At 45.4% G+C, this 22,243-nt stretch carries 11 protein-coding genes; 10 read left to right on the top strand and 1 reads right to left on the bottom strand.

Going from position 1 to position 22,243, the window contains the following annotated elements; all coding sequences use genetic code 11:
- The first annotated feature begins 354 nt into the window (after positions 1 to 354).
- Positions 355 to 1,746 carry a dihydrolipoyl dehydrogenase gene (gene lpdA, locus AAC033_RS04955; RefSeq protein WP_339736024.1) on the top strand — a complete coding sequence of 464 codons (1,392 nt, stop codon included), beginning with the start codon at positions 355 to 357 and terminating at the stop codon, positions 1,744 to 1,746.
- 465 nt (positions 1,747 to 2,211) lie between these two features.
- Complete coding sequence (katG, locus tag AAC033_RS04950; protein ID WP_339736022.1) at positions 2,212 to 4,467, top strand: catalase/peroxidase HPI; 2,256 nt, start codon at positions 2,212 to 2,214, stop codon at positions 4,465 to 4,467.
- 517 nt (positions 4,468 to 4,984) lie between these two features.
- Here katG and AAC033_RS04945 read toward each other — a convergent pair.
- Complete coding sequence (locus AAC033_RS04945) at positions 4,985 to 6,943, bottom strand: glycoside hydrolase family 3 N-terminal domain-containing protein (RefSeq protein ID WP_339736020.1); 1,959 nt, start codon at positions 6,941 to 6,943, stop codon at positions 4,985 to 4,987.
- Between the two features lie 192 nt (positions 6,944 to 7,135).
- On the opposite strand from AAC033_RS04945, the gene AAC033_RS04940 reads away from it, so the two are divergent.
- From AAC033_RS04940 to AAC033_RS04905, 8 genes are all read left to right on the top strand, one after another.
- Positions 7,136 to 9,148, top strand: coding sequence for an alpha amylase C-terminal domain-containing protein (locus AAC033_RS04940; RefSeq protein ID WP_339736017.1), 2,013 nt, complete (start codon positions 7,136 to 7,138; stop codon positions 9,146 to 9,148).
- A complete protein-coding gene (locus AAC033_RS04935; RefSeq protein WP_339736015.1) occupies positions 9,149 to 10,165 on the top strand; it encodes a GSCFA domain-containing protein in 1,017 nt (338 codons plus the stop codon).
- Between the two features lie 104 nt (positions 10,166 to 10,269).
- Entirely contained in the window at positions 10,270 to 12,216 is a 1,947-nt protein-coding gene (locus AAC033_RS04930; protein ID WP_339736013.1) for an amylo-alpha-1,6-glucosidase, read from the top strand.
- A gap of 20 nt (positions 12,217 to 12,236) precedes the next feature.
- Positions 12,237 to 13,529, top strand: a complete 1,293-nt coding sequence (locus AAC033_RS04925; RefSeq protein ID WP_339736011.1) for a glycosyltransferase family 4 protein — start codon at positions 12,237 to 12,239, stop codon at positions 13,527 to 13,529.
- Positions 13,530 to 13,541: 12 nt separating this feature from the next.
- The gene (locus AAC033_RS04920) at positions 13,542 to 14,897 is read left to right on the top strand and encodes a glycoside hydrolase family 57 protein (protein WP_339736009.1); all 1,356 of its coding nucleotides are present in this window, start codon (positions 13,542 to 13,544) and stop codon (positions 14,895 to 14,897) included.
- Between the two features lie 189 nt (positions 14,898 to 15,086).
- A complete protein-coding gene (gene glgP, locus AAC033_RS04915; protein WP_339736007.1) occupies positions 15,087 to 17,621 on the top strand; it encodes an alpha-glucan family phosphorylase in 2,535 nt (844 codons plus the stop codon).
- Positions 17,622 to 18,334: 713 nt separating this feature from the next.
- Entirely contained in the window at positions 18,335 to 21,838 is a 3,504-nt protein-coding gene (locus tag AAC033_RS04910; RefSeq protein ID WP_339736006.1) for a two-component regulator propeller domain-containing protein, read from the top strand.
- The gene (locus tag AAC033_RS04905) at positions 21,835 to 22,242 is read left to right on the top strand and encodes a nuclear transport factor 2 family protein (protein ID WP_339736004.1); all 408 of its coding nucleotides are present in this window, start codon (positions 21,835 to 21,837) and stop codon (positions 22,240 to 22,242) included. The genes AAC033_RS04910 and AAC033_RS04905 overlap by 4 nt, the downstream gene beginning before the upstream one ends.
- The last annotated feature ends 1 nt before the right edge of the window (position 22,243 follow it).

Raw genomic sequence — 22,243 nt, 5'->3', positions numbered from 1 at the left:
CGCTCCATTGAATGACGAGCTGCAGGCCAAAAAAAGAAAAAATGAATATCCGTAAGATTTCCAAATGTCATTAACATTAAAAAGTCATTCAATTGTCGTTGGGTGGTCATTAAGTTGTTTTGATACGATTAGTGACAATAAAATGACGATGAATGATAATAATTGACAGCCGCGACAGAACAAATACGTACGCAAGCGGACAATCATAAAGACAAAGCCGGTTCCCTTTGGGGCCGGCTTTGTCTTTGGGCCTCGGCTTGTAAATGTGCTGGCTGGTATTCGCTACTTTGGAAAACTTTTTGCAACTTAAACTGTTTTTTAAAGCGATCAATCAAATTCAGTTAATCAATCATTATGAGTTACGATGTATTAGTTATAGGAAGTGGTCCTGGCGGTTATGTCGCTGCAATCCGGGCTTCCCAATTAGGTTTTAAGGTAGGAGTTGTTGAAAAAGAAAATATTGGTGGCGTGTGTCTCAACTGGGGATGTATCCCAACTAAGTCATTGCTGAAGAGCATGCAGGCTTTTGACTACGCCAAGCATGCTGCCGATTATGGCGTCAGTATTTCGGGTGAAGTAAAGGCCGACTTCCAGGCCATGGTTAAACGTAGTCGCGAAGTGGCAGGAGGAATGAGCAAGGGGGTTCAGTTTCTTTTTAAAAAGAATAAGATTGAAGTTATCAACGGTTATGGGCGATTGAAATCCAAAGGAACGGTTGAGGTTGAAGATGAAAAAGGCAAGAAAACAACGGTTACTGCCAAGCATATTATTATAGCCACCGGAGCGCGTTCGCGTCAATTACCGAACCTGGAGCAGGATGGAAAGAAAATTATTGGATACCGTGAAGCCATGACTCTCGACAAGCAACCCAAGTCGATGGTGGTGGTTGGATCGGGTGCTATTGGCAGTGAGTTTGCCAACTTCTATCATGCCATCGGTACAGAAGTGACTTTGGTGGAATATATGCCAACGTTGGTTCCCAACGAAGACGAGGAAGTAGCCAAAACCCTGGAGCGCTCCTTCAAAAAAGATAAAATGAAAGTAATGACCAACGCGTCGGTTGAGTCGGTTGATACGAAAGGCAAGTTATGCAAGGTGGTGGTGAAAACCAAAAAAGGTGAAGAAACCATCGAAGCAGAAATCGTTTTGTCGGCTGTTGGGATTGCGCCCAATATTGAAAATATTGGGTTGGAAGAGCTGGGCGTGGAACTGGAAAACGGTAAAATTAAGGTCGATGATTTTTACCGGACTAATGTGGAAGGAGTTTACGCCATTGGAGATATCGTTCATGGTCCGGCATTGGCACACGTGGCGTCTGCCGAAGGAATTACTTGTGTGGAGAAGATTGCCGGCAAAAATCCTGATCCGGTTGACTACGGCAACATTCCGGGGTGTACCTATACCAGCCCCGAAGTATCGTCGGTAGGTCTGACAGAGAAGAAAGCCAAGGAAGCCGGTTACGATATTAAAGTCGGAAAGTTCCCGTATTCAGCTAGTGGTAAAGCAAGTGCTGCCGGGCAGAAAGATGGTTTTGTGAAGCTGATTTTCGATGCCAAATACGGAGAGCTGCTCGGAGCCCACATGATTGGAGGAAACGTGACCGAGATGATTGCCGAACTGGTGGTAGCTAAAAAGTTGGAAATTACCGGGCACGAACTGATCAAATCCATTCACCCTCACCCAACCATGAGTGAAGCGATTATGGAAGCTGCAGCAGCGGCCTACGATGAAGTAATCCATCTATGATAAAATAGAGTTTAAGGTTGATATGACGAAAGCCGTTTTGGGAGATATTCCCGGAGCGGCTTTCTTTGTTGGTGCGCGCTGTGGACTGCGATCAGCTTGCTTGCCACACATTTTCTTCGAAGGTTTCATTGGATGTCAAGTGGCAACCGTGATTTGACTACAGTTGGCAACTCCCTTTTTGGAGACCTTCGCTAAAACTATCCCATCAGGTTTGCTGTTGTCCGACAGGCCAGTTGATTAAACAATTCCTTGATTTCCATGTTTTTGAAGTTTGAGACTTAACCGATTTCTCGACTGGCTGAGTCTCCGGTGTCTGTCACCGAGAGGCAGGAATAAGCCAATGATCCTAGTCGGAACTGAATTTTGAGTCATAGGTTTTCTCTATGTCAAGATAGAAACTTCGAATAAAAATTGCAGCAGGGATTTTCGTAAATTGTAACTCATAACAAGAAAAATTAATCCAAAATGAAAAACGACACACATTCAAGTACTCCGGGAGATGGCAAGGTTTGGGATGTTAATGAATCAAGCAGATGCCCATTTATGGGAGGAGCAGTGAAAAAGACGGCTGGCAGTGGCAGATCAAACCGCGATTGGTGGCCAAATCAGTTGAATTTGAGCATCCTTCGTCAGCACTCCTCTATGTCCAACCCAATGGGCGAGGATTTCAATTATGCCAGAGAGTTTAAGAAACTCGATCTGGCTGCTGTCAAGAAAGATCTTTTCGATCTGATGACCGATTCTCAGGACTGGTGGCCGGCCGATTATGGGCACTACGGGCCATTCTTTATTCGAATGGCATGGCACAGCGCAGGAACCTACCGTATTGCCGATGGTCGGGGAGGTGGGGGATCCGGCTCGCAGCGTTTTGCGCCGCTCAACAGTTGGCCCGACAATGCCAATCTGGACAAGGCGCGCCTATTGCTCTGGCCGGTCAAGCAGAAATATGGCAAGCAGATTTCCTGGGCGGATCTCATGATCCTGGCCGGGAATTGCGCGTTGGAGTCGATGGGGTTAAAGACATTTGGTTTTGGGGGTGGACGCGAAGATATTTGGGAACCCGAAGAGGATATCTATTGGGGGTCTGAGGGCGAATGGTTGGGAAACAAGGAACGACTAGCCGGCGATCAGCTTGAAAACCCGCTTGGCGCCACTCATATGGGACTGATTTACGTGAACCCGGAAGGCCCGAATGGCAATCCTGATCCGCTGGCTGCAGCAAAAGACATTCGCGAGACTTTCGGCCGTATGGCGATGAATGATTATGAAACCGTTGCGCTGATTGCCGGAGGACACACTTTTGGTAAAACACACGGTGCGGCTGATCCGCTCAAATATGTAGGGCCGGAGCCTGCTGGTGCAAGCATGGAAGAACAAGGCCTTGGATGGAAAAATACGTTCGGCACTGGGCATGGAGAACATACCATTACCAGCGGTTTGGAGGGCGCCTGGACAAAAACGCCAACGAAGTGGAGCAACAACTTCTTTGAAAACCTTTTTGATTACGAGTGGGAGCTGACCAAGAGTCCCGCCGGAGCACACCAGTGGAAACCCAGAGGACAAGCTGGTGCCAACAGCATTCCCGATGCACACAACCCGGAGAAACGTCATGCTCCATTTATGCTAACTACCGACGTGGCTTTACGGGTTGATCCGGCCTACGAAAAAATATCACGACATTTTTATGAACATCCGGATGAGTTTGCCGACGCCTTTGCCCGTGCATGGTTTAAATTAACCCATCGCGATATGGGACCGATTGCCCGTTATTTGGGGCCGGAGGTTCCTCAGGAAGAGCTGATCTGGCAAGATCCGGTGCCAGCTGTTGATCACGACATGATTGATGAACAGGATATCACTTCCCTGAAAAATCAGATTCTCGAGTCGGGCTTGTCTGTATCCCAATTGGTCACGACGGCTTGGGCTTCCGCTTCCACCTTCCGTGGCTCGGATAAGCGTGGTGGTGCGAATGGTGCACGGATTCGTTTGGCTCCTCAGAAAAATTGGGAAGTCAACAATCCGGCTCAACTGGCTCAGGTGCTGGAGAAATTGGAGGCCGTTCAAAAAGCGTTTAACGGTGCTCAATCGGGCAGTAAGCGGGTTTCGTTGGCCGATTTGATTGTTCTTGGCGGTTGTGCGGGAGTTGAGCAGGCAGCAGAGAATACCGGTTTTGAGCTCACCGTGCCTTTCACTCCTGGACGAACCGATGCTTCGCAAGAAAAAACCGATGTTGAAGCGTTTGCTCCATTGGAGCCGAATGCAGACGGGTTCCGCAATTACCTGAAGAAGCGCGACAATATAAGCGCCTCGGCTGAAGAGTTATTGGTTGACCGGGCGCAATTGCTGACCCTTACGCCTCCCGAAATGACGGTTCTCCTTGGCGGGATGCGGGTGCTGAATACCAACTACGATCAGTCACAACACGGCGTGTTCACCCAACGTCCGGAGGCGCTCACCAACGACTTTTTTATGAACCTGCTTGATTTGAGAACAACCTGGAAAGCAACGTCGGAGGAAGAAGAGCTCTTTGAGGGCAGCGATCGTGCAACTGGCGAGAAAAAGTGGATGGGTACCCGTGCTGACCTCATTTTTGGGTCGAATTCAGAGCTTCGTGCTTTGGCTGAAGTATATGGATCCAGCGACTCTCAGGAAAAGTTTGTGCGCGACTTTGTGGCGGCCTGGAACAAAGTCATGAATCTCGATCGCTTCGACCTGGTTTGAACATAGAACAGCCTGAATTCATTCAGGTATTGGTAGAAAATAGAGCCGGGGTGATTTGGAAACAGGTCACCCCGAGTTATTGGTAGGCTCAAGTATCCCGCCTCATCGATCGGTGAATTGAGCACAAGCTCTTGTATTGCCGTTGGATTAATCCAGCGCACCGCATCCTGTGCTGTTTTTCGGGTCTTTAGCCCCATTCACTGATGCGGCAAGCCGTTATCTGTATCGCTTCCCTGATCCGTTGGTTAAAGCCAAACGGCCTCAGTAGCTGTGCGCAAAGCGTAGCTTGAAAAGAGACGGTCAGGATGGGTCAGACATTGATGAGCTAAAGTAATAAGCCAGAGTCGTCATTAATTAATGATGGCTTCCCCAGCGAGAAGTGGAGCTTTGATTATTTAAAAAAGACTTCGCCGGCATGGAGTGGAGCCATGATTGTTTGATTACGAACCCCCGCCGGCAGTTTGACGGGTACGTTTGTACATGAGCACCGGAGAAAAGTGGAGGCGAGTTGGTTCACCTATTCGCCGTAAGTCAGGCCAAATCCAAATGGATACAAGGGGTCTTTCGAATCGTAGGGCATATCTTCTTTCTGGGCTTCTACAGCTTCCATAGACGAAGGAAGTTCGAAGGGAAGTTTGGCATGTGGCTTAAAGTCTCCAAAAATAACATCCAGCACCGCGTCATCTTCAGCGCCAAAATCAGCCAGCAGCCCGCTGCTTTGCTTGCTGATTTCGGGAATCACAGCCGGACGGTCCAGGTACATGCAAATGATGGTTGGTTTTTTTCGCATGATGTTGAGCAGTCGCGAAAGTTCAGCCTCCGGAAAATTTAAATCGCCTTGGTGAAACATCCGCTCGATAAAATCATCAGTTCGTTCCTCAAACGGCGTGTTGAGCCGGAGTATGGCGAAGTCGGCCTCCTCGGGTTGATTGACCACAGTGGCATAGTTTGACGCTAATTCGGGATTAATGTTTTCGGTATAGATTTTTATTCCTTTCGTCAATGGAAGGACTTTTCCGCCTCCTCCATTCAACTGATTTTTTAGCAGTACGATTGATTTTCGCTGGGCCAGTTTTCCCTTCTTCTGGAATTTCTTTTGATTGACAATTTCAACAGCCTGCTCCGGGTCGACAAAAGGATTATCAAACAAACCCAGTTCAAATTTCACCCGTAGCAAGCGTCGAGCCGATTGGTTGATTCGATCCTCCGAAACCACTCCTTTCCGAACAAGCCGAAGCAGCTGCCGGGTGTGCATGTTTCCGCCCAGCTGATCCACCCCGGCATCAATCACTTTGGCAATTCGTTCGTCAACCGTCAGTTTTTCAACGCCCCAGTTTTTAGCTTCCACCAGTTCGTAGCCTAGAAACGAGAAACCTTCAATAATGCCCCAGTCGGAGCAAACAACGCCGTCGTAGCCATATTCTTCGCGCAGCAATTTGGTAATGATTTCCTTGTTGAAGCTCATGCCGACATTTTCGCTGGTCTGGTCAACAGCAATTCCATAATAAGGCATTATCATCGCAGTATTGGCTTTAAGGGCGGCTTCAAAAGGAATGAGGTGGTAGGCGAAATTATTGCCCGGGTAAACCTGGTTTTTCCCATAATGAAAATGAGCATCTTCACCTTTTTCTTGCGGGCCTCCGCCGGGCCAGTGTTTGGTCATACAGGCCACACTGTTTGTATCAAGCTTGTCGCCCTGAAATCCATGGATATACGCTGCGGTCAGTCTTGCCGAGAGCTTGGCATCTTCGCCAAAAGTCCCGTTGATTCGGGCCCAACGCGGGTCGGTTGCCAAATCGGCCATCGGATGAAGCGCTGTGTGGATACCCACCGCACGGTACTCTTGTCGGGCGATTTGTCCAAACTCAACCACCAACGACGAGTCGCCGATGGCAGCCAATCCAATGGGTTCAGGCCAGCGGGACCAATTGCCGCCAAGTAAGCCCATTCCAATAAAGTTGGAAATCCCGTGCCGGGGGTCGGTGCTGATGCTGACCGGAATACCCAAGCGTGTTTGTTCTGCCAGTTGCTGCAAGTTGTTCGACCAGTTGGCCAGGGCTTTGGTTGCCGGAACAGTAAACAGATTGAAGTGGTTGAGCTTTTTATGAATGATGGCATCATAGGTGGAAACTGAGCTTAGTATTCCGGGTTTACTCTGAAGCTCTCCTTGGTCGCCAACGCCAATGGGTGGCTGCCACATCAACCCGACTTTTTCGTCCAAAGTCATTCGCGAAAGGACATCTTCAACCCGAACATCGACAGGTTGGCGGCGATCTTCGTAAGGGTCCAGCTTACCGTTTTTGTTTAGATCCCTAAACTGGAGTTCGCCAACGATTAATCGCGGTACTTCCTGAAGCTCCTTTTTTGCCCGCTTGTTTAATGTGGCGTAGTAAGCATTAAAAACGAGGGTGGCTATCAGAATAATTCCCAAGACGATCAGAAGGAAATAGAGAATGACTTTGAATAGTTTTTTCATCTCAATTTAATTTCAGGTTGTGCATGATAAGATAAGCGGAATAAAGTTTTTGACGAAATTTCAACAGCTGTTCAATAATATGTTTTGGTTAATTTTTGTCAAATGTGATGTGGTGTGAATTATTGTTGATTTAAACCGGAATTGGTGGCATTCTATCGGGCATTTTCATATCTTTAGGGAAAGCATTCACCTATGGAATTACCACAATTAGTACAAAACGATCGGTATCTGGAACCTCATGCACCGATTATTATCGATCGAATAAATCAAGCCAAAGCGAAAGAGCTGGAACTTACACAACAAGGCTCGTTAAAAGATTTCGCAAGTGGACATCATTGGTTTGGCTTGCACAAAATCAGCAAAGGTTGGGTCATTCGCGATTGGGCACCCAACGCAACCCAAATCTATATGATTGGCGAGTTTAACGACTGGCAGGAACGGGAAGACTATCTCCTGCAGTCGATTGGCGACGGGCGCTGGGAATTGTTTCTGCCCGAAGATAAACTCGAGCACGGACAGCTCTATGCCTTTTCTATGCATTGGAGTGGCGGCAGTGGTAAACGAATTCCAGCCTGGTGCAAGCGCGTGGTTCAGGATCAAGAGAGCAAGCTTTTCAATGCGCAGGTGTGGATTCAGGAGAAAGACTTTGAATGGAAGCACCCAAACTATAGACGGGCCGAAGAAGCGCCGCTGATCTACGAAAGTCATATTGGAATGGCCGGCGAAGAAGAGCGGGTGCATACCTATAATGAATTTCGGGAGCAGATTTTGCCGCGCATCAAGGCGGCCGGCTACAACACGGTGCAGCTTATGGCTATTCCGGAACATCCCTACTACGGAAGTTTCGGATATCATGTGTCGAGCTTTTTTGCGCCTTCATCGCGTTTTGGAACACCCGAAGAATTGAAGCAGCTCATTGATGAGGCTCATGGGATGGGACTCGCGGTCATTATCGACTTGGTTCATTCTCATGCAGTGAAGAACGAAGTTGAGGGACTGGGAAATTACGACGGCACCCGGTATCAGTTTTTTCATTCGGGTCCAAAAGGAGAGCATCCAGCCTGGGATTCTTATTGCTTCAATTATGGAAAGAACGAAGTGTTGCATTTTTTGCTATCTAATATCCGCTATTGGCTGGAAGATTTTAAGTTTGATGGTTATCGTTTCGACGGCGTGACCAGTATGCTTTACTTCGATCATGGATTAGGGAAAGCGTTTACGAAATATGCCGATTATTACGATGACGGTGTGGATCAGGAAGCTGTCAGCTATTTCTGCCTGGCCAACAAACTCATCCACGAAGTGGATCCCAATGCCATCTCCATTGCCGAAGAGGTGAGTGGTATGCCTGGACTGGCCACTCCAATTGACGAGGGAGGATATGGTTTTGATTACCGAATGGCCATGGGCGTGCCCGATTTCTGGATTAAGTTGATTAAGGAGATTCCGGACGATAACTGGGATATGGGACAGATATTTCATGAACTGACCTCGAAGCGGCTGGATGAAAAAGTGGTGAGCTATGCCGAATCGCATGATCAGGCGCTGGTGGGTGACAAAACAATTATATTCAGGCTGATTGATAAGGAAATGTACTTTAGCATGCGCAAAGACCAGCCTAACCTGCTGGTTGAACGGGGAATGGCGTTGCACAAAATGATCCGGCTGGCTACGGTAACCTGTGCTGGCGGCGCGTATCTCAACTTTATGGGCAATGAATTTGGACACCCCGAGTGGATCGACTTTCCGCGACTGGGAAATAATTGGTCGTACAAACATGCCCGGCGTATTTGGAGCTTGGCCGACAACAAGGAGTTACGGTACCACTTATTATCGGATTTCGACCAGCAAATGATGCAGTGGATTCGGCAGGTCGGTTTGCTGGAAAGCCCCGAAGTAATTTGGCGCTACGACAATAACGGCGATAAGGTGCTGAGTTATCAGCGGGGCCAATTCCTGGTGGTGTTTAATTTCAATCCGACACAATCATTTACAGATTATGGGATTCCGATTGAACCTTCCAAGTTCAAAATTCTTTTTAATACTGATGAGGAACGCTTTGGGGGACAAGAGCGGATTGATAAGCGTATGACCTACTATACAAGGCCATCAGCTGGTTTAACTAGTCAGCACTACCTGCATCTGTACTTGCCGGCCCGAACTGCGATCGTTCTGAAAAAGGAAGCTTTTAAACGCGTAAGATAAATGAATCAATACTATACAGCAGTAAGCATAAAGGATTTGGGGTGGAAGATCGACCATCAGTCAAAATTGATGCTGGTTGGTTCGTGCTTTGCCGAAAATATTGGTCAGCGGATGCTGCAGCTAAAGTTTCAGGTTGATTTGAACCCCTTTGGGACTTTGTATAATCCACAGTCGATTGCCAAAAGCCTGCGTTTGCTCATGGATGGAAAAACGTATACTCAGGCTGATTTAGTTGAACACGATGGCGTTTGGCACAGCTTCGACCATCACAGTCGGTTTTCATCGACCAACCAGCAGCAGACATTGGACGGAATCAATGAGCAGTTGAGTCGTTCGGCAAAGCATTTAAAGGAAAGCGAGTTTTTAATCCTATCGCTGGGTACGGCCTGGATTTTCGAATTGAAAAGAACCGGGCAAATCGTTTCAAACTGTCACAAGCTGCCGGCTACTGAGTTTAAACGTCTTCGGTTGACACCTGGCGAGATTGTGGAAGAGTACCGGGAGCTAATTTTGGCGCTTTGGAGATTTAACCCAAAGTTAAAGATCCTCTTCACGGTCAGCCCAATACGTCATTGGAAAGATGGTGCCGTTGAGAATCAGCTGAGCAAAGCAAGCTTATTGCTGGCTGTTGATCGGTTGATTACAGGCTTCGGCGAAGAGCAATGCGCCTACTTTCCATCGTACGAAATTGTGATGGACGAACTACGCGACTATCGTTTTTATGCGCCTGACATGTTGCACATTAGTGAGCAAGCCGTTGACCATATTTGGCAGAAGTTCAGCTCGAAAATGATTGCAGAAGAAAGTCTGAGGTTGACTGGTCAGGTACTGAAAATTGTTAAGGCAATGGAGCATCGTCCTTATCAAAAAACGTCCAAAGCGTATGAGAATTTTCTGTTATACAACTTAAAAGAGATCAATAATTTATTGAAAACTTTTCCTTTTCTTAATTTAGGAAATGAAAAGAAACACTTTGAACTTGAATTGAATGGTTATCAGCAAGGAAGCAAAATATGAACGGATTTCTTTCCGTACATTTGTACAGAATTGCCATCCCGATCTGATCACCTGTTGTTTATAAATTTAATTTACTAATTTGATTAAGCCCAACGTCTGGAACTATGAGCTACTTAAAATTTGATAAAAGTCGTTTAGTTAATCTGGAATACTCCCTTTCACGGGAAGTTCTCCGGTCAAACCGGGCAGGTTCATACATTAGTACCACGATTTCCGGATGCAATACCCGAAAGTATCATGGTTTGTTAGTCTGCCAGCTCGATGAACTGGATGGCGACAAACATGTGTTGCTGTCCTCTTTTGACGAGACGGTCATTCAGCATGGAGCCCAATTTAATTTAGGGATCCATAAATACGAAGGTGATTTTTATGAACCCAAAGGACATAAGTACATTCGCGATTTTGAAGTTGATCGGATTCCAACGACAACCTTTCGTGTCGGGGGAGTTGTGCTGACTAAGGAGCGCATATTGGTTGAGAATGAACAGCAGGTGCTCACCCGCTACACGCTGATAGAAGCCAATTCGCCTACCGTTTTGCGCTTTAAGCCGTTTTTGGCTTTTAGAAGTGTGCATGGCTTGAGTAAAGCAAACCTGTATGCCAATACGAAATACAAGAAAGTATCCAATGGAATAAAAATGAAACTGTATGAAGGCTATCCGTTTTTGCACATGCAGTTTTCTAAACCAGTCGAATTTATTGCCGTGCCTGATTGGTACAACAATATCGAATACCTGAAAGAGAAAAACAGGGGCTATGATTATCGGGAAGATTTGTTTGTTCCGGGGTACTTTGAGTTGCCGATAAAAAAAGGTGAAAGTATCGTGTTTTCAGCTTCGATCAACGAAGCAGGTCCCAATGCGTTAAAAGCAAAGTTCACACGAGAGCTCAATAAACGACCACCGCGTGATACATTTATGAGTTACCTGATGAATGCCGGGCGGCAATTCTTTGTAGAGAAAGGGGGATCGCATGATCTCATTGCAGGTTTTCCCTGGTATGGGTTCGTGCCACGGCAAACATTTGTTGCGCTGCCTGCTCTTACGCTCGATCAGGATGAACCCGATTTGTTTGAAGCGGTGGTTGATACCCAGTTGAAGCAGTTGAAAGATGGCCTCTTCCCCAATGTTAACGGAATACGACAACCAGCTTACAACAATATAGACACACCGCTTTGGTTTTTCTGGGCCTTGCAGCAATACACGAATGAAGCAAAAAACAGTAAACACATATGGGAAAAGTACGGGGGTGTTATGAAGCAAATATTGAACGCGTACCGTGAGGGGACGAGCTTCAATATAAAAATGAATGAGCGAAGCCTGATTGAAGGCGAATCCGAAAACCTGGCGCTGACCTGGATGGATTCGTATGTGAATGGCAAGCCAGTTGTTCAACGGGCTGGAATGCCTGTTGAAGTGAATGCCCTTTGGTACAACGCTATCTGTTTTGCACTGGAGCTGGCTGAAGCTGTCCAAGATAAGGAGTTCACCAAGCAATGGGAAGCCTTGCCCAAGCAAATTGCTGATTCGTTTATCAATGAATTTTGGTGCGAAGAACACGGCTATTTAGCTGATAGTGTTAAAAATGGAGCCAAGGACTGGTCTGTCAGACCCAATATGGTTATCGCTGCCGCCTTGGATTACAGTCCGCTTGACCGGGAAAAGCAGAAACAGATACTCAGTACCGCAAAACAACAACTCCTGACTCCGAGAGGATTGAGGACATTGTCTCCCCGAAGTGCCGATTATGAAGGCATTTGTGCAGGAAGTATTTCCGAACGGGACAAAACACTTCACCAGGGAACCGTTTGGCCTTGGCTATTAATGTTTTTTGTCGATGGTTATTTGAAGATTCATAAAAGAGGGGGGCTGCCGTTTGTTAAAAATATAATAGAAGGATTTGAAGAGGAAATGACTGAACATTGTATCGGTACCATTCCTGAGAACTACAACGGAAATCCCCCACACCAGGGCAAAGGAGCGATCTCGCAGGCATGGAGTGTCGCTGCTTTGATCCGATGTAATAAGTTGGCAGTCAAATTTGTAGAATAATTTTTTAAAATAGAATACATATGAAAGTTTTAATGTTTGGTTGGGAGTTCCCTCCACATATATCTGGGGGATTAGGGACAGCTTGTTACGGTTTAACAAGGGGCTTGGCTGAATACAAGGATGTTGAAGTGATCTTTGTTGTTCCTAAAGCTCATGGTGACGAGGATCAATCAAGCATGAGACTATTGGGGGCCAACGAAGTGCCTATCACCCGAAAAAAAATTCATTTTCGCGACCTTCAAAAGAAAATTGACTATTATGAAGTTGAATCGGGGATGGTGCCCTATATGGATCCAGAGGAGTTTTGGAAACTGAGTAGTAAAAAGTATTCTCAAAAAACCCGCTTTGTAGAAACCGATGAGGATGGGCGCCTCGAATTTAGCGGCACGTATGGAAAAGACTTGTTGCATGAAATTTACAAATATTCGTTGGTAGCCGAAGTCATAGCCCGAGATCAGGAGTTTGACCTGATTCATGCCCACGACTGGTTGGCCTATCCGGCCGGAATTGCAGCGAAGGAAGCCAGCGGAAAGCCCTTGGTGATTCATGTTCATGCTACTGATTTTGACCGGAGTGGCGGCAGCGTCAATCCGCAAGTTTTCGGCATTGAGCAAAGAGGGATGCTTGCAGCCGATAAAATCATCACGGTGAGCAATATGACCCGGAGGATTGTTATTGAAAAATATGGAATCGATCCCGCTAAGGTGACTACGGTTTACAATGCCGTCGAACCCATCAGCCAGGAAGAAAAAGTGCGATTGAAAAAGGGGGTGGAAGAAAAAATTGTCACCTTTTTAGGCCGAATAACCATGCAGAAAGGACCCGAGTACTTTGTTGAAGCCGCGAACCTGGTGCTCAAGCGGATGAAAAATGTTCGTTTTGTGATGGCTGGTAGCGGCGATATGATGAATGGCATGGTGAAACGAGCTGCCGAACTGAAGATATCCGACTATTTTCACTTCACCGGCTTTTTGAAAGGCGATGATGTTTTTGATATGTTTCGCATGAGTGATGTGTTTGTGATGCCCTCGGTCTCCGAGCCTTTTGGAATTGTTCCGTTGGAAGCCATGCAGACCAATGTTCCGGTCATTATCTCCAACCAGTCGGGAGTTGCCGAAATTCTGAAATACGCAGTAAAGACCGATTATTGGGATGTGCACGCCATGGCCGACGCCATCTACGGGCTGCTAAATTATCCTGGTATGTGGAATATGTTTATGAAACATGGAAAAAAGGAAGTGGACAGCCTGCAGTGGAAAAACTCGGCAAAGAATGTCCGCGATGTATATTATGAAGCGTTAAAAATCGATTAAAAAACAAGAGATATGAAAGCCATCTGTTTATACTTTCAAGTTCATCAGCCTTTTCGTTACCGTCGTTACCGTTTTTTCGATATTGGCAACGATCACTATTATTACGATGACTACGCGAATGAGACTATTCTGAGAAAAGTTGCTGAGCATTGTTATTTGCCGGCGAATAAACTGATGCTTGAGTTAATTAAGAAGCATAAGGGGAAATTCAAAGTCGCCTTTTCCATTACCGGAACAGCTCTGGAGCAGTTTGAGCTGTATGCTCCTGAAGTGTTGGAATCATTTCAGGAACTGGCAAAAACAGGACAGGTTGAATTTTTGGCCGAAACTTATTCCCACTCGCTAGTGGCTTTAAAAAGCAAAGAACTGTTCAAAGAGCAGGTTGATAAACACAGTGATGCTATGAAACACTATTTCGGACAGCGGCCCACCGTGTTTCGAAATACTGAGATGGTCTACTCGGACGAAATAGGAGCGGCAGTTGCCGACATGGGGTTTAAAGCTGTTTTAACCGAAGGAGCCAAACATGTTTTGGGCTGGAAATCGCCTAACTTTTTATATTGTAATGCCATAAATCCCCGGCTAAAGGTTTTGATGCGCAACTTCAAACTGAGTGACGACATTGCCTTCCGGTTCTCTAATCAAGCCTGGAGCGAATATCCGCTGACCACCGAAAAGTTTGTCCGTTGGATCAGTGCAGATAAGAAAGATGAGATCATTAATCTTTTCATGGACTACGAAACCTTTGGCGAGCACCAGTCCGAAGAATCCGGGATCTTCCGGTTTATGGAGCATTTGCCTGATACGGTCTTTAACCAGTCGGCTTTCCGGTTTGCTACGCCTTCCGAAATTGCCGACGACTTTCAGCCTGTATCGGCAGTAAACGTGCCCAATACCATTTCATGGGCCGATGAAGAACGTGATTTGACAGCCTGGCTGGGAAATGAAATGCAACAGGAAGCTTTCAATAAAGTGTATGAACTGAAAGACCGAATGGCAAAAATAAGCGATGAAGCCTTAAATAAAGACTGGAGCTACCTTCAGGTGAGCGATCATTTTTATTATATGAGTACAAAGTTTTTCTCTGACGGAGAAGTACACAACTACTTCAATCCATACGAAAGTCCCTACGAAGCATTTATTAATTACATGAATGTTTTCAGCGATTTTAAACTAAGATTGAATACGTTTGTTCCAGAAAGTGAATTGGAAGTTAAGTTGGCTGTTTTGAATAAAGCTTTGCTTGAAAAGGACGAGAAACTAAAAAAATACGAGTTGGAAATAGCCCATCTTCATGCCCGGAAAAAAACGAGTAAAACTGCAACCAAACGTAAGACCGCTTCAACTGGAGCAAAAAGTAAAAAGTAAGTTTAACCAGAATCTTGAACATCTTGAAGAGGCGTAAAAATCTTTGAATGAAAGTTTTTATACTTTTACATCTCTTTTTAGTTCAGCATATTTAATGCTGGGAGTGAACTGATTTTCATAGTAATATAATTTATTTTGACGGAGATGAATACAGAAGGTGTAAGATTTATAAAAGGACCTGTTGTGGATATGCCAAATTGGAAAAAATTGTTTGTTGAATCAAACATTCCTGAAAAACTAGCTCCTCTGAAAGAGTTGAGCAAAAACCTGTGGTGGGTTTGGAATACGGAAACACGTGAGTTATTTGCGAAAATAGATGAAGAAATATGGGAAGAATCGGCCCATAATCCCATTGTTTTGCTGGAGCAAGTAAGCTATCAGCGATTTAAACAGCTGGAACACAACGAAGCGTTCATCCTCGAAATGGATGAAATTTACGAACGCTTCCAAAACTACCAGAAGGAGCGGGAGCAGAAGGTGGGCCCCAAAATTGCTTATTTCAGTATGGAATACGGACTGCACGACAGCCTGAAGATTTTCTCAGGAGGTCTGGGAATACTGGCTGGAGACTACCTGAAGGAGGCTAGTGATTCCAAGGCTAACTTGGTAGCCGTGGGATTACTGTACCGTTACGGTTATTTCAAGCAGGTTATTTCCTTGCAAGGCGACCAGATGGCCAATTACGAAGCCCAGCAATTTTCAAAAATTCCGGTTCAGCCGGCATTCGACAAAGATGGCAATTGGGTACACGTTGAAGTGGAGTATCCAGGGCGCGTCATTCATGCCCAGGTTTGGGAGGTAAAAATTGGTTCGGTAAGCCTTTATTTGCTCGATGCTGACTTTGATGCCAACAACGAAAACGATCGTTTTGTGACGCATCACCTGTATGGAGGCGATAATGAAAACCGGCTGAAACAGGAAATGTTACTGGGCCTTGGCGGAATTCGCGCTTTGAAAAAGCTGGGACACACCGATGCCGATATTTATCACTGCAATGAGGGACACGCAGCCATGATTGGTTTGGAGCGAATCCACAACCTGGTCGTTGAAGACAAGCTCACCTATGCCGAGGCCAAAGAAGTGGTAAGGGCATCGACCTTGTTTACAACCCACACACCGGTGCCAGCCGGCCACGATTCCTTCCATCAGGATCTGTTTGCCATGTACATGAAAGATTATCCGGGCAAGATCAACCTGAACTGGGATGAATTTGTGATGCTTGGAAAAGTGGCACCATACGAAGATCATTTCAATATGAGCTTTTTGGCGGCCAACCTGTCACAGGGAATCAATGGGGTTAGTATGTTACATGGCGATGTGTCGAAAGACATCTTAAGACCGTTGTTTCAAGGTTATTTATCTGAAGAATTAAATATTGGCTATGTCACAAACGGAGTACATTATTCTACCTGGACTGCAAAAGAGTGGAAAGCCATTCACCTAAAATACTTTGGAAAAGATTTTACGAATAATCAGTTGGATTTCGATTTGTGGGATAAGATTTATAAGGTACCTGACCAGGAAATTTGGGACCTGAAGCAGAATCTTCGCTCCAAACTAATTGATTACATCAAGGGACGTTTTACTGATAACTGGGTGAAACGCAACGAAAACCCAAAATTGATCACCGAGGTGCTCAGCTCATTAAACCCCAAAGCACTGACCATTGGTTTTGCACGACGCTTTGCGACTTACAAGAGAGCACACCTGCTTTTTCGAAACCTTGACCGACTGGCCGAGATTGTTAACAACCCCGATCGGCCCGTGCAGTTTATTTTTGCGGGGAAAGCCCATCCGGCCGACAAAGCGGGGCAGGATTTGATTAAATATATTGTGGAAATTTCAAAGCGACCGGAGTTCTTAGGTAAAATCCTGTTTCTTCAAAATTACGACATGAACCTGGCCAAGCAACTGCTTCAGGGAGTTGATATCTGGTTAAATACACCCACCCGCCCATTGGAAGCCTCAGGAACCAGCGGCGAGAAAGGCGTGATGAACGGTACCCTTCACTTCTCCGTATTGGACGGTTGGTGGGTGGAAGGTTACAAGGAAGGCGCCGGCTGGGCTTTACCACTGGAGCGTTCTTACGATGTTCAGGATTTTCAGGATGAACTGGACGCGCAAACCATTTACAACTTGTTTGAAGATGAGATTGTACCGGCCTTTTACAACCGGAATAGCAACGATGTTCCGGAAGAATGGGTGGGATACATTAAGAAAACGCAAGCGCAGGTGGCCCCTAACTTCACAACAAGCCGGATGATTCGTGACTATCAGGAACGCTTTTACGTGCCGCAGGCTGAACGCGGAAAACTGTTGAAAGCCGATGACTTTAAATTAGCCCGGGAAATGGTCAGTTGGAAGAGCAAGATCGCCGAAAAATGGGACGACATTGAAGTCAGGGAACTTGAAATTGCTGATGGAATTACTAATGCCATCCGGATTGGAGAGGACTATCCGGCGCAGGTGGTTCTGGACTTGAAAGGGCTGTCGCCTGATGAAATTGGAGTTGAAATTGTGATGACGGAAAACGGAGGAGGTGATGATCCGGAGTTGGTCGAATGCAAGGAGTTTAATATGCTCAAGACTGAAGACGGGCTGACTACTTACAAGCTCGACCTTCATTTAACGCATCCGGGAGCTTACAACTATGCGATCCGCATGTTTCCGAAGAATGCACTCCTTCCACACCGGCAGGATTTCAATTATTTACGTTGGTTATAAAAATAAATCGCTACCAAATAGGGAAAGGCAGGCCGAGAGGCTTGCCTTTTTTATGTCCTAAAGTCTGCTGGGCGTCCCATAAGTACGCGCAGGTACCCCAGCGATCATCAATACTTAACCTGGGCCGTCCTTCAAAAAAAGTCTCAACCCCTGGGTTAGGCAACCTGTGGATACACGAATTGAAGAAAATGCGGATTGATTTTTTAATCTTTTAGGATTTTTTTTGTAAGTGCAGGTCTGCTCATCTTTTTAAAGGTAATAGCATTTTATCAGCCATTTCGCTTGTAATTTTTGTGCCCTGTAAGCACTGTTTTCTCATCGGATCACAACAAAACGCAAGATTATATAAATTATTGACTTACAAAACTTTCAATCTGAATAATATATTCGGATAAATTGGTATTTTATTCACAAATGTTTTAAATTGTATTCAGGTATTGCTAAAGAATTTCAATCAATTATTAACAATGAAACCCAAAATATTTTGCATCGTTCCGTTGCTTGTTTTCCCTGATAGTTCTGGTTGTTGGAGGTGAGTTTATCAAAAGAAAGACGACCAGTTTATCGAAACGGATTGGAGTCTTGCCAGTGAAAAGGGTTGGGTTTGAGTTGAATTATCGATGTCGTAAAAGCGCGTGGCGGGGAAATGAAAGCAGTAACCAACGAACGGGCACACAGTTTATTATTCGATTACCACTGAAAAACGGCCAATTATGAAAATACTGTTTGGGATTTTTACACTTTTATTTTGCATACAACTCTTCGCACAGCAAAGGAGTGCAGCAGATGTGCGGAATTTTAATCCCAGATTTGAAGTTTTTAGACTGCCCGGGGATACTTATGGGAACAGTGTACAGGGAATGGTACAGGATAAAACAGGTTTCCTCTGGTTTGCCACGCAGGGAGGCCTGATCCGTTACGATGGGCAAAAGTTTGTGATTTACCGCTACGATGTCAATAACCCGAATTCGTTGTCAAACGATTATATTGAATCAGTGTTTCTTGATTCCAATGGCACGCTTTGGATGACACACTGGCAGCAGGGAGCGCTGACTACTTTCGAGCCCGAACGGGGGATTTTTACCAGATACCAGCATGATCCTGACAATCCCGAATCCTTGAGTGGTAATGTATTAAGCTGTGTTGCAGAAGACCATCAGGGTTTTATCTGGATTGGAGGCGAGCTTGGGCTTGACCGGTACGACCCGGAAACCGGAACGTTTAAGCATTTTCAGCATGATTCCGATGATCCAAACTCACTTTCGTACAATAGGGTCAGAGCGCTTTATGTAGATAAAACGGGTACGCTGTGGGTTGGAGCTGGTTTTCCATGGGAAACAAATTCAAGCGAAGGCGGATTAAACAGGTATCATCCCGAAAGCGAAACATTTACGCGATACCTGCATAACCCAGGAGATTCCACCACCCTTATCAGCAACAAAGTCAGGTCGATTCTGGAAGACAGCCAAGGCAATTTCTGGATCGGTACAGTGGGTGATGGCCTGCATTTAATGGACAGGGAAAAGGGAACTTTCAAGAGGCTGACCAGCGATCCTAAAAACCCTGAAAAGTTATCGGGCCCCTGGCAGGCTGGACCAGTTCCGGTTGCTTCTGATTCGTCTACCCATATTTCTTCAATTTTCGAAGATGACGAAGGCAGAATCTGGATAACCGCTTTCCCAGGTGGACTTAAAGTGTTTGATCCGGCTTCCGGAATCACCCGGCACTTTAAAAGGGGAAATAATGCAAGCGACCTTAATACCGACTTCCTGTGGCAGACCTACCAGACAAAGGACGGCACCCTATGGGTGACATCCGGAGGCGATGGTCAGACAGTTCTTAAAGTCAAGCTGTATGACGACCTGTTTCCCTTTTTCAACATTCCAAGGAATGAGGATGAATCAAGATCAGGTTCTCATGGGATTTTAAAAGATAGATCGGGTAATATATGGATAGGACATGCTAATCCTGCCTATCTCGAACGGATTGATCGCCGGACAGGGTCTAGAACAGTTTTTGAAATTGGTGATTCTCAAGGACCGGTTACAATGATCCATGGATTGATGGAAGACAGGGAAGGGTACCTTTGGGTTGGTACAGACAGAGGGCAATTTCGTGGAAATCCCGAAACTGGTGGGTTCCAGTTTTTTCAACTACCCGGAATTACGGATGACATATCGCAAGATTTTTTTATGGAGGTTTTACATGATCGCTCCGGCCATTTCTGGTTTGGGAGTTGGGAGCAAGGCCTTTTTCGCTACGACCCGGCAACAAATGACATTGTAAACTATGCCCACGATCCAAACGATCCAAACAGCCTTGGTGGAAATTTGGTTGGATCTATTTATGAAGATGAAAAAGGGCATATTTGGGTGGGAGGAGGATCTCCGTTTGGCGACATAGTTAATCCATTGTTTTTAGACCGGATTAATCCGAAAACGAACAGAATAGAACATTTTTTTAAGGCAGGTAAGCAGCTTGGCATGCTCTCCTATATCACTGAAGATAATGACGGGAACATTTGGTTTGCTGATTGGTTAAATGGACTTCAAAAGCTAAATCCAGCCACCGGGATATTCAAATCATTTACTCCAAACAACAGTCTTTTGCCTTCAAATTACCTATTGTCTCTGGTGAAGTCCGTTGATGGGAAACTATGGTTAAGCGACCAAAATTCGATTATTGAGTTTGATCCTGAAATTGAAACCATGTCGGTTTATAACGCCAATAGTGGTATCCGAAATGCCTATGACCATTACAACAGCGGCTATGTTGCTTACGACGGGGAATTATTTTTCAGCCGGAAAGGAGGGTTCCATGCCTTTTACCCAATTCAGATATTACAACATAAAAATACCCGGCTGCCGGATATCCGTATTACTGGTTTTCATCTGTTAGGCGATCAGAATCCAACTGCAGTTTTTGACTTGTTGGAGAAGCCGATCTGGCAAACGACAGCAATCCGATTGGCACACGATCAGAATTTATTTGCTTTTTCGCTTGCCTGTTTCGATTTTTATGATGCATCATCCATTCAATTGCAATTTATGCTTGAGGGCTACGACAAAGAGTGGCGAAAGGATGTGCGCGATGGCGAAACTTCTCCGTATACGAATGTTCCGCCGGGCGAATATACTTTCCGGGTGCGGGGAGCCAACAGTTTTGGGGTGTGGAATATGGAGGGTGCCAGTATGGGAATCACCGTCCTGCCGCCTTGGTGGAGAACTTGGTGGGCTTATGGATTTTATTTGCTGCTCTTGATTTTTAGCATCTGGCAGGTTCATAAATACCAGAAAGAAAGAACCATCCGAATGGAACGGGAAAAATCGCGTGAGCGTGAACTTCTGCATGCCCGTGAAATTGAAAAAGCGTACACCAAATTAAAAACAACCCAGGCCCAGCTCATCCAATCCGAAAAAATGGCCAGTCTTGGAGAGCTCACTGCCGGAATAGCCCACGAGATTCAAAACCCGCTCAATTTCGTCAATAACTTTTCAGACTTAAATAAAGAATTGATCGAAGAACTTAAAGAAGAGTTGGCAATTGGCAACAGGCAGTTAGCTGAAGAAATTGCTAACGATATTAAGGAGAATGAAGAAAAAATAAACCGTCATGGCAAACGTGCCGATGCGATCGTAAAAGGCATGTTGCAACACTCGCGCACCAGCAATGGACAAAAAGAACTCACCGACATTAACGCCCTGGCAGATGAATATTTGCGGCTGAGTTATCACGGACTTAGGGCAAAAGACAAATCGTTTCATGCCGATTTCAAAACTGATTTCGATGAGTCGCTACCAAAAATCAGTGTTGTTCCACAGGATATTGGCAGGGTTTTGCTGAATTTGATTAATAATGCGTTTTATGCGGTCGGTAATGGAAAAACCGGAACCGATGAAAAAACGACACCCGTAGAGACAAGGCATGCCTTGTCTCTACCACAAACACCACCTGATTACAATCCTACGGTTATCGTTTCTACAAAAAACATTGCCGACCATGTCGAAATCCGTGTAAAAGATAATGGAGAAGGCATTCCTGCTGAAATAAAAGACAAAATCTTTCAGCCTTTCTTTACGACCAAACCCACCGGGCAGGGAACTGGATTGGGATTGAGTTTGAGTTACGATATTGTGAAAACGCACGGTGGGGAGTTGAAAGTAGAATCAAAAAAAGGAGAAGGCACAGAATTTATCATTAAAATCCCTATACTATGAACACAAAAAATGATTATGGAATTAATTCGACACGGGAGGCTATCGAAGCAAGAACCCGGATTTTTGAACAAGCCATGGCCAATGCTGATGCTGCAGGTGTTGCCAATTGTTACACGGAAGATGCAGAATTTATGGCTCCAAGCCAGGAGTCGGTAAAAGGAAGAAACAAGATTCAAACAACACTTGCGGACTATATAAGCCAGGGTTTTACGAAATACAAGGTTATTTCCACAAGCATTTATGGAAGTGCTGGCATAGTGGGCGTTCAAACAGAATATGAGCTCAGCCAACAGGATGGCAGGAATATGGATAGTGGAAAATCAATACAGCTCTGGAAGCAGGAAGATGGTGTATGGAAGATATTCAGAGATTGCTTTAATTCAAATTTGCAGATGACTGAATAAA

The sequence above is a fragment of the uncultured Sunxiuqinia sp. genome, from assembly GCF_963974515.1.
GTDB lineage: Bacteria > Bacteroidota > Bacteroidia > Bacteroidales > Prolixibacteraceae > Sunxiuqinia.
This window is presented reverse-complemented; position numbering and strand designations above follow the sequence as displayed.

Excerpts from the sequence above, each read along its gene's own strand:
- AAC033_RS04925 (WP_339736011.1), top strand. The coding sequence starts at position 12,237 with ATGAAAGTTTTAATGTTTGGTTGGGAGTTCCCTCCACATATATCTGGG.
- AAC033_RS04930 (WP_339736013.1), top strand. The coding sequence starts at position 10,270 with ATGAGCTACTTAAAATTTGATAAAAGTCGTTTAGTTAATCTGGAATAC.
- lpdA (WP_339736024.1), top strand. The coding sequence starts at position 355 with ATGAGTTACGATGTATTAGTTATAGGAAGTGGTCCTGGCGGTTATGTC.
- AAC033_RS04935 (WP_339736015.1), top strand. The coding sequence starts at position 9,149 with ATGAATCAATACTATACAGCAGTAAGCATAAAGGATTTGGGGTGGAAG.
- AAC033_RS04905 (WP_339736004.1), top strand. The coding sequence starts at position 21,835 with ATGAACACAAAAAATGATTATGGAATTAATTCGACACGGGAGGCTATC.
- AAC033_RS04940 (WP_339736017.1), top strand. The coding sequence starts at position 7,136 with ATGGAATTACCACAATTAGTACAAAACGATCGGTATCTGGAACCTCAT.
- AAC033_RS04920 (WP_339736009.1), top strand. The coding sequence starts at position 13,542 with ATGAAAGCCATCTGTTTATACTTTCAAGTTCATCAGCCTTTTCGTTAC.
- AAC033_RS04945 (WP_339736020.1), bottom strand. The coding sequence starts at position 6,943 with ATGAAAAAACTATTCAAAGTCATTCTCTATTTCCTTCTGATCGTCTTG.
- glgP (WP_339736007.1), top strand. The coding sequence starts at position 15,087 with ATGCCAAATTGGAAAAAATTGTTTGTTGAATCAAACATTCCTGAAAAA.
- AAC033_RS04910 (WP_339736006.1), top strand. The coding sequence starts at position 18,335 with ATGAAAATACTGTTTGGGATTTTTACACTTTTATTTTGCATACAACTC.
- katG (WP_339736022.1), top strand. The coding sequence starts at position 2,212 with ATGAAAAACGACACACATTCAAGTACTCCGGGAGATGGCAAGGTTTGG.